Origin of the sequence: Magnetococcus marinus MC-1 (genome assembly GCF_000014865.1) — a bacterium.
Lineage (GTDB): Bacteria > Pseudomonadota > Magnetococcia > Magnetococcales > Magnetococcaceae > Magnetococcus > Magnetococcus marinus.
This window is the reverse complement of sequence record NC_008576.1, coordinates 4,475,747-4,490,332: the sequence shown is the minus strand read 5'-3', so window position 1 is coordinate 4,490,332 and position 14,586 is coordinate 4,475,747. Positions and strand designations below refer to the sequence as shown.

Annotated in this window: 12 protein-coding genes; all 12 read left to right on the top strand. The window is 52.0% G+C overall.

Translation table 11 applies throughout. The annotated features are described in order from the left end of the window. Positions 1 to 234 precede the first annotated feature (234 nt). The gene (locus tag MMC1_RS18350; RefSeq protein ID WP_011715116.1) at positions 235 to 594 is read left to right on the top strand and encodes a hypothetical protein; all 360 of its coding nucleotides are present in this window, start codon (positions 235 to 237) and stop codon (positions 592 to 594) included. 104 nt (positions 595 to 698) lie between these two features. Further along, positions 699 to 1,694, top strand: a complete 996-nt coding sequence (locus MMC1_RS18345; RefSeq protein WP_011715115.1) for an NAD(P)H-dependent flavin oxidoreductase — start codon at positions 699 to 701, stop codon at positions 1,692 to 1,694. Positions 1,695 to 2,024: 330 nt separating this feature from the next. Then, positions 2,025 to 4,808 (top strand): bacteriohemerythrin, encoded by a 2,784-nt coding sequence (locus MMC1_RS18340; RefSeq protein WP_011715114.1) that lies wholly within the window; start codon positions 2,025 to 2,027, stop codon positions 4,806 to 4,808. Positions 4,809 to 5,427: 619 nt separating this feature from the next. After that, a complete protein-coding gene (locus tag MMC1_RS18330; RefSeq protein ID WP_011715113.1) occupies positions 5,428 to 6,531 on the top strand; it encodes a flagellar hook-length control protein FliK in 1,104 nt (367 codons plus the stop codon). Between the two features lie 413 nt (positions 6,532 to 6,944). After that, positions 6,945 to 7,619 (top strand): flagellar hook assembly protein FlgD, encoded by a 675-nt coding sequence (locus MMC1_RS18320; RefSeq protein ID WP_011715112.1) that lies wholly within the window; start codon positions 6,945 to 6,947, stop codon positions 7,617 to 7,619. A gap of 104 nt (positions 7,620 to 7,723) precedes the next feature. Beyond that, positions 7,724 to 9,214, top strand: coding sequence for a flagellar hook protein FlgE (locus tag MMC1_RS18315; protein ID WP_011715111.1), 1,491 nt, complete (start codon positions 7,724 to 7,726; stop codon positions 9,212 to 9,214). A gap of 152 nt (positions 9,215 to 9,366) precedes the next feature. Continuing rightward, positions 9,367 to 9,867, top strand: coding sequence for a flagellar basal body-associated FliL family protein (locus tag MMC1_RS18310; RefSeq protein WP_011715110.1), 501 nt, complete (start codon positions 9,367 to 9,369; stop codon positions 9,865 to 9,867). 111 nt (positions 9,868 to 9,978) lie between these two features. Continuing rightward, complete coding sequence (gene fliM, locus MMC1_RS18305) at positions 9,979 to 10,977, top strand: flagellar motor switch protein FliM (RefSeq protein ID WP_011715109.1); 999 nt, start codon at positions 9,979 to 9,981, stop codon at positions 10,975 to 10,977. Positions 10,978 to 11,015: 38 nt separating this feature from the next. Next, positions 11,016 to 11,429 (top strand): flagellar motor switch protein FliN, encoded by a 414-nt coding sequence (gene fliN, locus MMC1_RS18300; RefSeq protein WP_011715108.1) that lies wholly within the window; start codon positions 11,016 to 11,018, stop codon positions 11,427 to 11,429. Between the two features lie 258 nt (positions 11,430 to 11,687). Further along, positions 11,688 to 12,050: a flagellar biosynthetic protein FliO gene (locus tag MMC1_RS18295; RefSeq protein ID WP_160162736.1), complete on the top strand. Its 363-nt coding sequence runs from the start codon at positions 11,688 to 11,690 to the stop codon at positions 12,048 to 12,050. Beyond that, a complete protein-coding gene (gene fliP / locus MMC1_RS18290; protein WP_011715106.1) occupies positions 12,050 to 12,832 on the top strand; it encodes a flagellar type III secretion system pore protein FliP in 783 nt (260 codons plus the stop codon). Before MMC1_RS18295 ends, fliP begins: the two co-directional genes overlap by 1 nt. Positions 12,833 to 13,693: 861 nt before the next feature. Further along, positions 13,694 to 14,584, top strand: a complete 891-nt coding sequence (gene speB / locus MMC1_RS18285) for an agmatinase (RefSeq protein ID WP_011715105.1) — start codon at positions 13,694 to 13,696, stop codon at positions 14,582 to 14,584. Positions 14,585 to 14,586 lie beyond the last annotated feature (2 nt).

Genomic DNA, 14,586 nt, shown 5'->3' with positions numbered 1-14,586 from the left:
AAGGGTAATTTACTACTAATGCGGCTATTGCAGTAGGCAAGGTAGATTTTTGTACCAATTTTCAGAAATTGTCGTTAGGATAACAACGCCTGTAACACATTCTATAAAACCGTTCCTTCCGCAACCTAAAAAATAAAATAGCGGGTCCGGCGTCACCGGATAAAACAGGGATCGGAATAATAAGGCTGTCTATTTGATGGCCGCGTCGCGCTATAGAACAAGGGAGTAAGCACCATGCGTACAGCTATGATTTCGGAAGTTCTCGCCGAACCTTCAGGGGACAATAACGATACCCATTTGTGGATGGCGGTCATGGACCGTGCCGTTCGCGACTTGGTGGCGTTAGAGCGTTACCGTAAGGATCCGGCGGTTGTGGATGATCCTGTGTTTCGTTATGATTATCGTACCCTGAAAAAGTGGTTTCATTCCACCTCTATGGAACCTGGCTCATTCAATTGGATCTGTTCCTTGGTTAACATTGATCCAAAGTGGGCGCTGCGCCGTTTAGAAGAGCGTTTAGAAGTTTGTTTACTACCAGAGTCGCGTCGTGACAACCGGGAAGCGTTGGTTAGTGCTGCTGCACAGGCGGCCTGACAATTGGTAGGGTTGATATATAAAAAAGCCGGGCTTTGTGCCCGGCTTTTTTGTCGAGAGGTGGGTGGCGCGCTTGCATCCACACGCTAAGATAGAGGTGAAGTATGAGCAATGAAACCATGCGTAACTCCTGGGAACGCGGTAAAGCATTTTTAGGGAGTCGTTATGCTATTTTGGGCGGGGCGATGTCTTGGTTATCGGAGCACAAGTTGGTCGCAGCGATCTCTGAAGCGGGTGGTTTTGGAGTATTAGCCACGGGTAACATGCCACCAGAGATGTTACGGCAAGAGATCCAAGGGGTGCGTAAGTTGACGGACAAACCCTTTGGGGTCAATTTGATAGCCCTGAACCCCCAGTTGTCAGAGCTGGTAGAGATTTGTCAGCAGGAGCGGGTTAGCCATGTGGTGGTGGCGGGGGGGTTTCCAGATAAATCGACCATCGCTGCGTTAAAAGAGGCAGACATTAAGATCATGCTGTTTGCCCCCAATTTGCCGTTGGCTAAGCGTTTGATCACACGGGGGGCGGATGCCTTGATTATTGAAGGGCATGAAGCAGGGGGGCATGTGGGTCCAGTAGCGACCATTGTATTGGCGCAGGAAATTCTGCCCAACATTGATGAGGTTCCAGTGTTTGTGGCTGGGGGTATTGCCAATGGGCAGATGGTGTCGCATCTGGTGGCCATGGGGGCGGCGGGGTGTCAGGTAGGCACACGCTTTGTCTGTACGGATGAGTGTATCGCCCACGAAAATTTTAAAAATTTATTCATCAAGGCGTCAGCCAAAGATGCGGTTGTAACGGCGCAGTTTGATGTGGTGCTACCGGTCATACCGGTACGGGCCATTGCCAACAAGGGTACAGAGGCCTTTAACGATCTACAACTCAAATTGGTGCAAGAGGTTAAGGCGGGCAGCAAGGATCGTAAGGCGGCCATCCTGGAGTTAGAGCATTTCTGGGTAGGTGCTCTGAAGCGTGCGGCCATTGATGGGGATGTTGAGGGTGGCTCGGTGATGGCCGGGCAGAGCATTGGCTTGATCCACAAAATCGAGCCCGTGGTCGATGTGGTGGTTGAACTGGCCAGTGGGGTTGAGGCGCAACTTTAATCTCTCTAGGGTGCAGGGGCTAAAAAGGGCAGATTCACGAGAGAATCTGCCCTTTTTTTATACGAAGGGAGATGCCAAAATAGAGGTATATAACCGGGGGGATAGCATACCGAAATTTGGTAAACGGGTCGGTTGTGTCGATTTGTAACATATTGTTTTGTTACAGAACGGCTTCAACAAATATGCAAATGATGTTGACCAGTTTCTAGACGTTGAGGTTAAGAAACTGCTACAATTGGTAGCTATTTATGGAACGTTCATGGATGGCTCGTCAAAACAACGCAATGCTGGTCTACGGTTTGGTCTGTCCTGTTTAGTGAGGGGGGAGTTGTGTTCAACAATCTGTCTGTGCGGGTCAAGGTGACCGTTGGTTTTATCATTCCTTTGGTACTGCTGTTTATACTGGGCATCTGGAGCACCATGGTGAGCAGCGAGGTGGAAAAGCGCTCTATTGATGCCCGTACGGTCAGTTTTAAGTATGGCATGCTGGCCACCCAGATGGAAAAACAGGTGATCCAAATTCAGCAGTGGTTGACCGATATTTCAGCGACGCGCGGCTTAGATGGTCTTAACGATGGCTTTGCCGAAGCTGAGGTTAACTATAAAGGCCTGATGGCCAATATTGCAGATTTCAAGGTGCATTTTAAAGCCAGTGGTGCGTTGAAAGATGCCACGTCCATGGAGGAGCTGGGTAAACGGGTCACTAGCTTTTATCGTGTCGGTAAGCTGATGGCAGAGGCTTATATTGCAGAGGGGCCAAGTGGTGGTAATAAACGCATGGCCGCCTTTGATGGTGAATCTGAAGCATTGCAGGAAGTGCTGCAACCCTTTTTGAAAGAACAACTTGCGCGGGCCAATCGGAATTTAGATACCATTGAGCAGCGGGTCAACAGTCTCAAGCAAGGTATTACCTATTTAACCCTCTTTTCGGTGATCTTTCTGGTGGGTACTGGTTACTCCATTGGTCGGGCCATAACCCGGCCATTGAATCAGATATCCAGTGTGATGACCGAGATATCTAAAGGGGATTTGACGGTACGTACAGAGCTGGGCGAGCGTCAGGATGAGATGGGTGTGGTGGCAAAGCATATCAACTTGCTGGTAGGTGGTTTGAGTGAGAATGTGCGGTTGACCAATCTACAGGCTTCAAACATAACCACGTTTGTGCAGGAGATTTTGACGCTGCGTTCGGAACTGAGTGATACCAACATTGCTTTGGGTGAGATCGCGCACAAGGTTGATCAGGACAATCAGGTTCTCAACGATGAGATTGGCACCATCCGCTCGGGTATGGATGAGACCGTTACCAATATGGGCTCGGTATATGAGGCGGCGGCGCAGGTGAGTAAGCAGGTCAATCATATTGCGCGCACCGCCGAGGAGGCCAGCCAGAGTGTGGGTACCATGGCGGTTAATGCCGAAACCATGGCACTAAATGTGACCGGTGTTAATGAGCAGCTTACCCAGGTCAACAGATCGGTGGATCAGGTAGCCGCCTCGGTTAAGGAGATGCAGCGTTCGTTGGGGGATGTTCATAATCGGTGTCAGGCAGCGGTTGAGGCAACAGCGTATACCGAGCACCGCGCCCAAGAAGCGATGTTGGGTATGCAGCGTCTCTCTGAGACGGCCAATAACATTGGCAAGGTTGTGGATGTGATCAATGATATTGCCGAGCAGACCAACATGCTGGCCCTTAATGCCTCCATTGAGGCTGCCGGTGCAGGGGAAGCCGGCAAGGGTTTTGCGGTGGTTGCCAATGAGGTTAAGGCGTTGGCCAGTCAGACGGCAGATGCCACGCAGATGATTTGGGGCAATATTGATGAGATTCAGGATCAATCCAAAGCGGCGGTGGCGTTGACCGAGGACATTACCCAAGCCATTGGTCGGATTGGCAGTGCCAATGCGGAGATCAATGCTGCTGTAGATGAGCAGCACGCCGCCATTGGCGAGATTGCTGGGTCGGCCAATGCGGTCTCCCGTGCCGCCCATGAGGTGACGGCTAAAGTGGAGGTGTTACAGTTGGCGGTACGCGAGGTTGCGATGGCTGCTGCGGAGGCTGCCCAGTCTACCGTGGCCATTGCCGATGCCACCGAAGAGATTCGTCAAGCGGCGCAAAATATGGATAGCCGCACCAGTCGCGCGTTAGAGGCATCCAAGCAGATTCAACAGGCGGTGGGTAACACGGAGCAGATCTCCTATCAAGTGCGCGAGAGCGTGGAGCACTCATTGGACGTGGTGCTCTCCATGAGTGGAACGGTCAGGCATTTTCAGGCCGTGGGTGATGTGGCCAGTGGTATTAGTGATGCGCTTTACACCGCGCAGTGCCGGGTGGATATTGGTCCAGAACCCTTTAATATCCGTCTATTAAAAGAGGCCACGCTGTCGATTATGGGACAGCTAAACCGTGGGGTGACGGTGGGTGATGCTTCATTGGTGAGTGATTTTGGGGATACACAAGCCAGTACGGTGGGTAAATATCTGGCCAATGAGATCCCCGAAGCATTAAAACGCACAGAGCTTTACCAAAAGGTGTTGGGGACCCATGAGCAATTACATCATTCGGCGCGGGATGTGATTAAGCTGTTAAGGGCCTCTGAGACCGAAGGGGTTGAGCATGCGATGCGCTATTTTAACCAGTTGCGCGAAAATTTCTTTGCTCAGCTCAACCAATTGTATATGGGTGGAACGTTTGATGTGGGGGCATACGCCCCGGCCATCGCTTGGCGCAATGAATATTCAGTGGGTGTGCAGTTGTTGGATGCTGATCATAAGCAATTGATCAACCTTATCAATGAATTGTCTATAGCGGTTAAGGATGATCGGGAGAACTTCTTGCAGCATGTCTATGAGCGCTTGGTCAACTACGCGACGACCCATTTTGCCCGCGAAGAGCGCATGATGGCAGAGATCGGTTATAGCGCACTACCCAGTCAAAAGGCGGAGCATGAGCGTTTTCTCAGTACGGTGGGGAGCAAGCGGGATATTTTGTTAAATGGTGCCGATCCAAAGGTCGCCACAGAGATTATCGATTTCCTAAAAGATTGGCTGGTTGGTCATATTATGAAGAGCGATATGGCCTACAAACCCGCTTTTGCGGAAAAAAATGTGAGGTAAAAGGTAAATACAGGCTGTTGGGGGGATGGTTATTTTTCTCCTGCTGGTTTGACACGCCGAGGGTGGCAAGCGGGCAAGCCACTCCGAACGGTTTGGGGTTACAAAGGCCACAGCGGCTACCAGCCGCTGTGGCCTTTGTGTTGGGCCGTGGCGTTTGTGCACCCTTGCTATCCCGTCGTGTTAAACAATAAGGCGCGCCATAGCGTTAAGAAACAGGTTTACCAAGGTTTTGTCCCGAGCTGACGTTGGGCTTGGTCGATATCCACGAGGAGGGAGCCCCCCAGCAGCGCGTGCCCATGTCGCCACATTGAGACAAAACAGCACCCCTAAGGGTCATTGCGCGGGGCGCAACCCGTCGCATATTGGCTGTTTGCGGGGAAAATCGGCTTATCCACGGGTTTGCAGCCTGCCCAGGAGAGGCTGACACTAAGCCTACCTGTTCCCTCTGCTACCCCCCCCCCAAGCAACGGCAGCTTTTACCCTATGCATGGGGTAACTTTTGTAAAATAAGTAAACAAGCGTAATAATACCTATAAATATGAAGGAGATATATTTGGCATGCCGCTTGTAAAGGGTATTAAAGCCTAATTTGGCACAACCCTTTACAGAGGAGTGGCTTATGAGCGCATTCGCCATGCAGCTCGCCTCCTTGGGTCCCGTCTCTGGTGTGGAGTCAAAACCCACTGGAGCGGAACAGGCCAGCGCCGTCAATGAAGATGGCCAAAGCTTTGCCGATACTCTCAACCAAGTGGGCCAGCAGCAACAAGCCCAAGAGAACGCAGAGAAACAAGACCTGTCCAAGGACGAGAAGCAGCCCTCCGCCCATGCCATGCGTAAGGAACACGAAACGGTCAGGCGGAAAAATGGGTCAGATGCGCATAAGGACGTGCAAGGTGGGGAACAAGTCCCGCTTCAACAAACCCAGATGGAATCTAAAGCTCAGGTACAAAAGGGAGAAGTGAAGGGGCAACGGGTTGCGGTCAATGGTGACGGTAAGCCGGTCAATCAGGGGGAAATGCCCCGCGTATCGCCCAATGGTGAGCCGCAGTTGGGGCAAAATATTCCTGGTGTAGAGCTGCAAGTTGGCGGGCAAGAGGCACAGTTTGGTCGTATGCTTGAACAGATGCAGCTCCATGCTGATGAAAAAACAGTAAAAAGTGTTGAAAAACTGGATTTGCAAGTCAAAGAGGGCCTTGCCCAAATCAAGGGTGAGCAGGGGGGATCGAGCAAAGCGATGCGCGCGGTGGCGCAATCACCCATACGGGCACAAACTCCCCAGTTTGGGGATGAGTTGGGTAATCGCATTGGCCGTATGAAGCTTATCTCCAAACCTGGCGAGCAGGAGCAGATACGATTGCGCTTGGAGCCTCGTGAGTTGGGTTCCTTGGATGTGAAATTGCAGATTGATGCTGATAACAGGGTGCATTTGACCATTACCGCCGAGTCAGAAGCCGCTAAAGAGGCCATCAATCGCAACATGTCGCAACTGCGAGAGGCATTGGCAAGACAGGAGTTGGGTTTTGCGGAAGTCAATGTCGAAGTAGGTCAGCATGACTTTGCGGATGCCCGTTCCGATGCGGGTTTTAAGGATGCATCTGAGCAGGGTAAAGAGGGTTCTGAGGAGCGCTCGCCCTGGCAAAAAGAGTGGGATTTGGTGGAGCAGATTATTCAATCTGGGCAGATACGAGGCCCAGGATTGGGCGGGTTAAGCGTTATTGCTTAAAGGGAAAAGCGGCCACCTAAAACGAGGTGGCCGCTTTTTTTGTTAAGGGGTGGCGTGTCGGTGTAGAGGAACGGTTGTAAGCGTGTGGCGGATAGCTGAGCAGAGGTTGTGCAAGCTGGTGGTGCTGGGTGGTTTGGTTGATTTGTTGGAAATAATCGGTGGTTTACCCGGTCAAGCTTTTTTAAGTAGGGATGGGAAAAAAAGGGCAGCACGGGGGGGGGTGAGGCAAGAGTTGCCGGTAAAAAATGGTCGACAGAGCGGGATGAGGGAAGCGAGGGCATAAATTTAAGTATAATAAAAACATGAAGATAGAATAGAAAAATGGCTTGGCACGGCGATTGTTATGTAAAAGTACTAAAGAAAAGAAAAATTCGTCCGAGTAGGGCTGGCGACGTTTGGAGGAGAAGGGAATTATGAGCACAACGGGGATTGTTAATAACGTACCGGTCTACGACCCTAATGCAAGCAAGTATACAAGTACTTCGACCGATGCAAAAGAGTTGCAGTCGGATTTTCTACGCATGTTAACGGCACAATTGGAGCACCAAGATCCACTAGAGCCCATGGAAAACACCGAATTTACCAGTCAGCTTGCGACCTTTGAGGGGTTGAGCCAGCAACAGAACAGTACGCAACTGTTGCAGCAACTGGTGGAATTGATGAGTGGCGGTACTGATCAGGTTGGTCAAGCGGTTGCCTACATTGGCCGGGAAGTGCTGGTGGAGGGCAATACGCTAACCATTGGCGAGAGTGGTAAGGCCAATATTAACTTTGAGCTCTCCGATGCGGCCAATGTTGAGGTGGTGATGTACAACGCTGCGGGTGAAGAGCTCAAGAGTGTTTCCCTAAGCTACGACAGCGGCGGCATTAAGAGTTTGGATCTGAACAATGCGCAGTATGGGGATGCCACTGCGGCGGGTAACTATAAGTTCCGTGTTGTTGTGAGGGATGGCAGTGAGACCACAGCGCAGACATTGGCCACGGGCTTGGTGGCGGGGGTGGTGAATGATACCAATGGTGTGAAACTGGATGTCAACGGTACACAGGTTGATTTAGCCGATGTACGCCGTATTCAAATTGCGAGTTGAACGCGTGGGGCTGTAGTACCCCAGTGATCAACCCAGAGCATTAGTATGTTTTCGTCATGAGGCGACCAGAGAGAAGCCTCTAGCGGTGACTAGGAGATTAAGCAATGTCCATCCATCAGGCGATGTATGCCGGTTCCAGTGCGCTGACCAACTATGGCAATGCCATGACGGTTATTGGTAACAACCTCTCGAACACCAATACCACAGCGTTTAAAGGTTCCCGAACCACTTTCGAAGATGTGCTCATTCAGACGGTTGGTATTAGCGGTACCCGTGCTTCCACGCAGATTGGTACGGGGGTAGGGGTTTCGGCCATTGACCAGCTTATGCAACAAGGGGGGTTTGCTGGCACCTCCACCGTGACCGATTTGGCGATTGATGGTCAGGGTTTCTTTAAGGTTCGGGATGCCAATCCTGGTTCGGCGCAACTGGGTGGTGGTGGTGGTAATGCTACCTCAAGCATGGATACCTTTTACACCCGTGCAGGCGATTTTAAACAAAATTTGGATGGTTATATGGTGACCAACGCAGGTTTGATTCTGCAAGGTTACGCGGTGGATCAAACTTCGGGTGAGACCAGCGGTTCCATGACCGACATTAACCTGGCCACCTATCAGTCGGCAGAGCCCAAGGCGACGACGGCGATTTCTGTGGGTATGATGTTACAGTCGGATGCGGCGATTATTACCGATGCCAACCATAGCACCTATGATCCCAACGATCCGGCCAGTTATAATTATGCCACGCCGATTCGGGTGTATGACTCATTGGGTCAGGGTCACAATGTTGAGCTGCACTTTAAAAAGACCACCGACAACACGTGGAACTGGTATGTGGCTGTACCCAGTGAGGATCTGAGTGCGGCCCAGGCGGGTACGGGTGATCTGACCAATATGATGGCTGTAACCGGTGCCATGGAGAGCGCACCGACGGGTGCGGGTTACACCGCAGGGGTCTTGACCTTTGACACCTATGGCCGTTTAGATACAGAGGGATCTACCCCCATCACCTTCCAGTTTACCGGCAACAGCAGCACGGCGGAAACACAGCAGATTCTGTTTGATTTTGGCGATGCGATCACTGCCGATGCCACCAATGATTTTAGCATTGCCGATGGTGCGGTTTTGTATGGTAGTGGGACCAATACGGCGGAGGTGGCCAATACGGGTCTGCTGGGTAGTGTGCAGCGTGCGAGCTCATTTACCACCATGTCGGCTTCGCAGAATGGTTTTTCGGCGGGCTTTTTAGAGAGCCTGTCGGTGGGTTTGGATGGCACCATCAACGGCACCTATACCAATGGTGAGACCAAGGCGCTGTATCAAATTGGTTTGGTGGATTTTGATAATGAGCAGGCGTTGGATCAGGTGGGTGCCAACCTGTTTGCGGAGACGCATCTTTCGGGTGTTCCTCGCGAGGGTGAGCCCAACTCGGGGGCGTTGGGAACCATACGTAGCTATACGTTGGAAAACTCCAACGTGGATATGTCCAACGAAATGGTGAACATGATTACCACCCAGCGGGCGTTCCAGGCTAACTCGCGGCTGATTACGGTAACGGATGGTATGTTGGAAGAGTTGATCGCGCTCAAGCGCTAGGCAAGCTTGAGGGGTGAATAGGGGTTAACCGGCAACACTGGAATCTATTCTGGTGTTGCCAGTTGGCGTGGAAATCGCATACGGTTGAAGTTGAGTCCCGAAATACGGGCCGTGCCAATGGAACTGTGACGCGCAGGAAGAAGGGTAGAGAGATGGCTGAAGAAGGCACTCAAGAACAAGAAGGCGGTGGTGGCGGTGGTCTGATGAAGATCATCATCCCGGTTGTCGCTCTGTTAATCGGCGTCGGAGGTGGCTATTTCCTTGGCGACATGCTGGCGTCCAAATCGGTAGAGGAGCAGAAGCAGGCTGAGCCTACGGAGACGAAAAAGCCGGAGGATATTCGGGCCATGGTGGGGGATGTTTTCCCACTGGAGGATTTTCTGGTCAATCTCAATGAGGGCCGTGGTAACCGTTATCTTAAGGCGACCATTGAGCTGGAGTTGGATACCGAGGAGTTGCGTCCTGAGGTAGAGCGTCGTCAACCGCAGATTCGTGACGTAATTTTGTCGCTGTTGGGTTCCAAGAGTGCCAAAGAGCTTATGGATTCTGAGGGTAAGTTCCGTTTGCGTGAGGAGATTTTGTCACGCATCAATGCGGTATTGGTTAACGGCAATGTGAAGCGCGTCTACTTTACCGCTTTTGTGATTCAGTAAACACCGCGCTGATGCTCGACCATGCTGCGGCGGGTGGTGGGCAGGTATTTCTGATGGGGTGGTGAGCCTCTTATGAAACGCGAATGATCCGGGCCGAGTGGGGACAAACCGATGTCTCAAATTCTATCCACTGATGAAATTGATGCCCTAATGATGGGGTTGGAGGAGGGCACCATTGATCTGGATGAGATCGATGAGGATATGCCATCTGCCTCCAAGGATGAAAAAAAGACCACGCCTTTTACCTTTGGCCAGAAGACGGCCATTCGTGTGGGTGCATTACCGGGTCTGGATCTGATTAACGAGCATTTGGCGTCGCAGTTATCGTTTAAGCTGACGCAAAAGGTCGGGCGCGAGGTGCATGTGCAGCCCAAGACCACGACCAACCAGGTATTTGGTCGTTTTCTGCATACGGTCGAGCCGCCGATCTTTATCAATATTTTGCGGGTTGAGCCTTCGCAATCCATGGCATTGATCTCCATTGATGGGGATGTGATGTACACGGTATTGGAAGGTTTTTTTGGGGGTCCTGGTGACAGTGAGCGGCCATTCCGCAATTTTTCACCTTTTGAGATGAAGGTGATTGACCGCATCATGGATGTGGCGCGGGAGCAGATTGAGCTGTCGTGGAAAAAATTGGATCCCTCTTTCCGTTTGGTATTGGCGCGGTGGGAGAATCAGCCGCAGTTTGCGGCGGTGATGCCCCTGGACGAGACGGTATTTTTGATTACCTTTTCGGTCGAGGTAGGGGATGCGGAGGGTAACATTACCATCTGTTTTCCGGCGGTTATTTTGGAGCTCTTCAAGCAGCAGCTCAAGCAGGGTTTCCAGCAGAAGGAGGAGGTGGAGGGTGCCTCGGCCTGGATGGATGCGCTTAAGAATGAGCTGAGTTTGGTGCGGGTGGACATGACACCGGTGATGGGTACGGTGGAGATGTCGGTGGAGCAGATGTTAAATCTTAAAGTGGGTGATGAGTTTATACTGGGCACCGATATGTCCGAGGAGATGGCTGTTCAGATTGGTGGCATGGACAAGTTTATGTGTCATGCTGGGGTTGTGGATGGTAAGCGGGCGATTCGGATTACACGGACGGTTCAGCCGCAAAAGTGACGTATAACCGGGCGCGGTGATACACAGGAGTGGACGCGATGGATAGTAGCTTTGAAGACGAATTGGATGCCCTGGAAGAAGAAGCCGATGCCATGGGCGATGACGATGGTATGAGTGATCTTGCCCGTGAATTGAGGGATGAAATGGATCATGCGGAGAACCCATTTGATGTAAGCACGGATGGTGATTTGCCCAAGAACTTGGAACTCCTTATGGATGTTCCGCTTGAGGTATCGGTGCGGTTGGGGAGTGTGAGTTATCAGATCAAGGATCTGTTGCGTTTGAACAAGGGTTCTTTGGTCGAGTTGGAGAAGGAGGCAGATGATCCGTTGGAGATCTACGTGAATGATCGTCTGCTGGCGTATGGTGAGGTGGTGATGATTAAGGACAAGTTGGGTATACGTATTACCGACATTGTTTCGTTGAAGGAGCGGTTGGAGAATCTGCGTTAGCATTGTCAGCCGGTGGATAGAGTGGAAAAGACGGCCCTTGAGCGATTGGGGGCCGTTTTTTTATGGGGTGTATGATCTCTGCGGGGGTGTCGTTGCTTGTGTGTTGACGGTAGGTCATGGATGGGTTGGGGTAGAAAAGCGTTTTTTTCTATTCGCGGTCCATGGCGTTTGCCTATGGGGTGACGTTACACTGTTCATTTAGGATTTTTTCACGGACGGTGATGAGAGACGATGGTTAAGGTTGTGGGATTTTTTATCATGGTTTATCTGGGGTTTCTGCCGGGTTTGGTGGGGGCGGCGGAGGCGGTTACGTCGGTGGGTTTGGCGACGCCGGATGAGTTGGATTTAGTGGGTCAGAGTTTACGCATTGTTGGTTTTTTATTGGTACTTATTGTGGTGGCGGCGTTGGTGAATCGGTATGGACGCAGGTTGCACAATCACATGGGTTCCAATACGGGAATTGAGTTATTGACGGGGCGTAATTTGGGGCAGGGTGTGGGGGTTCGGGTGATACGCATTCACAAGCGGGCGTGGTTGGTGGGTGTGAGTAAGGAGGGGGTTTCCTTATTGGCGGAGTTGGATGAGGAAGAGGTTAACGCGGTGAATGGAGTGGGCAAGTGATGAAGGGACGTCGGTGGATATGGCCGTTAGCGGGCTTTGGATTGGTCACGATGGCGTTCATGGTGCTGTTGGTTGGCGATGCGTTAGCGGTTGAGGTTAATTTACCTGGGTTATCGTTACAGGGTGGAGGTAATCCTGGGGATGCGGATCCGGAGCAGGTGAGTATTGCGCTACAGATATTAGCGTTTATGACGTTATTTTCGTTAGCGCCGGGCATATTGGTGATGGTGACATCGTTTACACGGGTGATTGTGGTGATGTCATTTGTGCGGCAGGCGATGGGGTTACAGGGTCAGCCGCCGAACCAGGTTTTGATTGCGTTGGCGTTATTTGTGACGATGTTTGTGATGGGTCCGGTGATGGACAAGGTGTGGGACACGGCATTGAACCCTTATTTGAACAAGCAGATAGGGGGTGAGCAGGCGTGGGATAATGCGGTGATACCGGTGAAGGATTTTATGTTACGGCAGACGCGAGAGAGTGATTTGGGGTTATTTATGCGTTTGGCGGGTATGGAGCAGGTTGAGAAGCGTGATGAGGCGCCTTTACGGTTGGTGATACCGGCTTTTATGGTATCGGAGTTAAAGACGGCGTTTCAGATAGGGTTTATGGTTTATTTACCTTTTTTGATTGTGGATATGGTGGTTGCGAGTGTGGTTATGTCGATGGGTATGATGATGTTACCGCCGTTGGTGATTTCGATGCCGATCAAGTTGATCTTATTTGTGTTGGTGGATGGTTGGGTGTTGGTGGTGGGTTCGTTGGTGCAATCCTTTCGGTAGGGGGTATGTCTGAGTGATCTTGAATGCCATTATGCCCAGGGAGTTCCATTATTAAAAGGGATTGGGGGGTCTGGGGGGAAGCTCTGCTTGCCCACCCAGCGGGTGCAGGGCGGCGCCCTGCCGGGTCTGGGCGGAGCCCAGTGGGGTTCGGGGCGAAGCCCTGAGATCTTTTGACTTTTAAATCTTTTGATCTTTTGTAAAGCCCCGTACCGATGGAGCAAGGGTGCAGGGATTTTTTTTAAGCGAGCACGGGTTTTGTAGGGGTGCGGTACGGGGCTTAGGGTAGCGATGTCACGCGCCAGCGTGGCGGGCGGTTGGGCACACGGGCGCAGGGGGAAAACACGTTGGGCACACGGGCGCAGGGGGAAAACACGTTGGGCACACGGGCGCAGGGGGAAAACACGTTGGGCACACGGGCGCAGGGGGAAAACACACCACGCACTCCTGCTACAGCCCAGACCTAACCCCCGCTGGGGCATTTGGCATTCCCTCTGGGAGATCCCTTGAAAAAAGCCTCAAGGGACCCCCCAGAGGGAATTAAAAGGGTGGCTCGCTGGTCGCTAAGCGGCAAAAAAACGCCGCTTAGCTCCCCTAGCGAAGGGCGAGCCTAAAAGCAAAAAAGTCAAAAAATTAAAAGCCAAACCCTGGGGGGAGACAGAGAACTTCTCCCCCCAGCCCCCCCTCTAACCTTTTTTTAAGAATAGAAGCCATAACGTTAGGTGCGGAAAGCCGGAAAAAAACAGCAAAAGACGCACAGCCAAACCCAAAAACAACACCCATCATCCCAACGCCTCTATATATGCCCGGTAAAAACCTAACCTGGGATGATACTCTGAATCTCTCTCGTCATGGATCACTAATATGCCCAATATACCCTATCCATCCTTCGGCGAAACCCCCCCAGCAACCCTGGAAGAAGCCCGCGTGGTTATTCTACCCCTGCCCTACGAAGGAACCGTAAGCTACGGCACCGGTACCTCCCAAGGCCCCCGCGCCATCCTAGAAGCCTCAAAACAACTGGAAGTCTGGGACGAACTGCACGGACGCGAAATCCTGCCAGAACTGCCTACCCATACCCTGCAACCCCCCTCATTGGAAAACCTAAACCCCGAACAGGTGGTACAACGTATCTACGCAACCACACTACCTCACCTGCAAGCAGGCCGTATGGTGGTGGGCCTAGGGGGCGAACACTCCGTCACCGAAGGGGTCATCAAGGCCTACCAAACCATCCACGGCAACGACTTTACCGTGGTGCAAATCGACGCCCACGCCGACCTGCGCAATAGCTACCACGATACCCCCCACTCCCACGCCTGCATCATGCGCCGTGTATGGGATATGGGCCTCAACGCCGTGCAATTGGGCATCCGCTCCATCAGCCGCGAAGAGATCCGCCATGTGCGCTATAACGGCCTCAATGAGCGAATCTTCTGGGCCCGAGATATCGTGCGCTGGCACCGCCAAAATAATACCCAATGGCTCGACCGCATGGGCGCACTACTCAAACCCAAAGTGTTCCTAACCATCGACCTAGATGGCTTCGACCCCTCTGTGGTGCCCGGTACCGGTACCCCAGAACCCGGTGGACTGGATTGGTATATGGTGGGCGAAATCATCGACCGTATCACCGCCCAATGCGAAATCATCGGCTTTGATATCACCGAACTGGCCCCCATCCCCAACCAACAAGCCTCCGAATTCCTGGCCGCCCGGTTGGTACAGCGGATTTTGGGCTATATCAAACCCTAAAC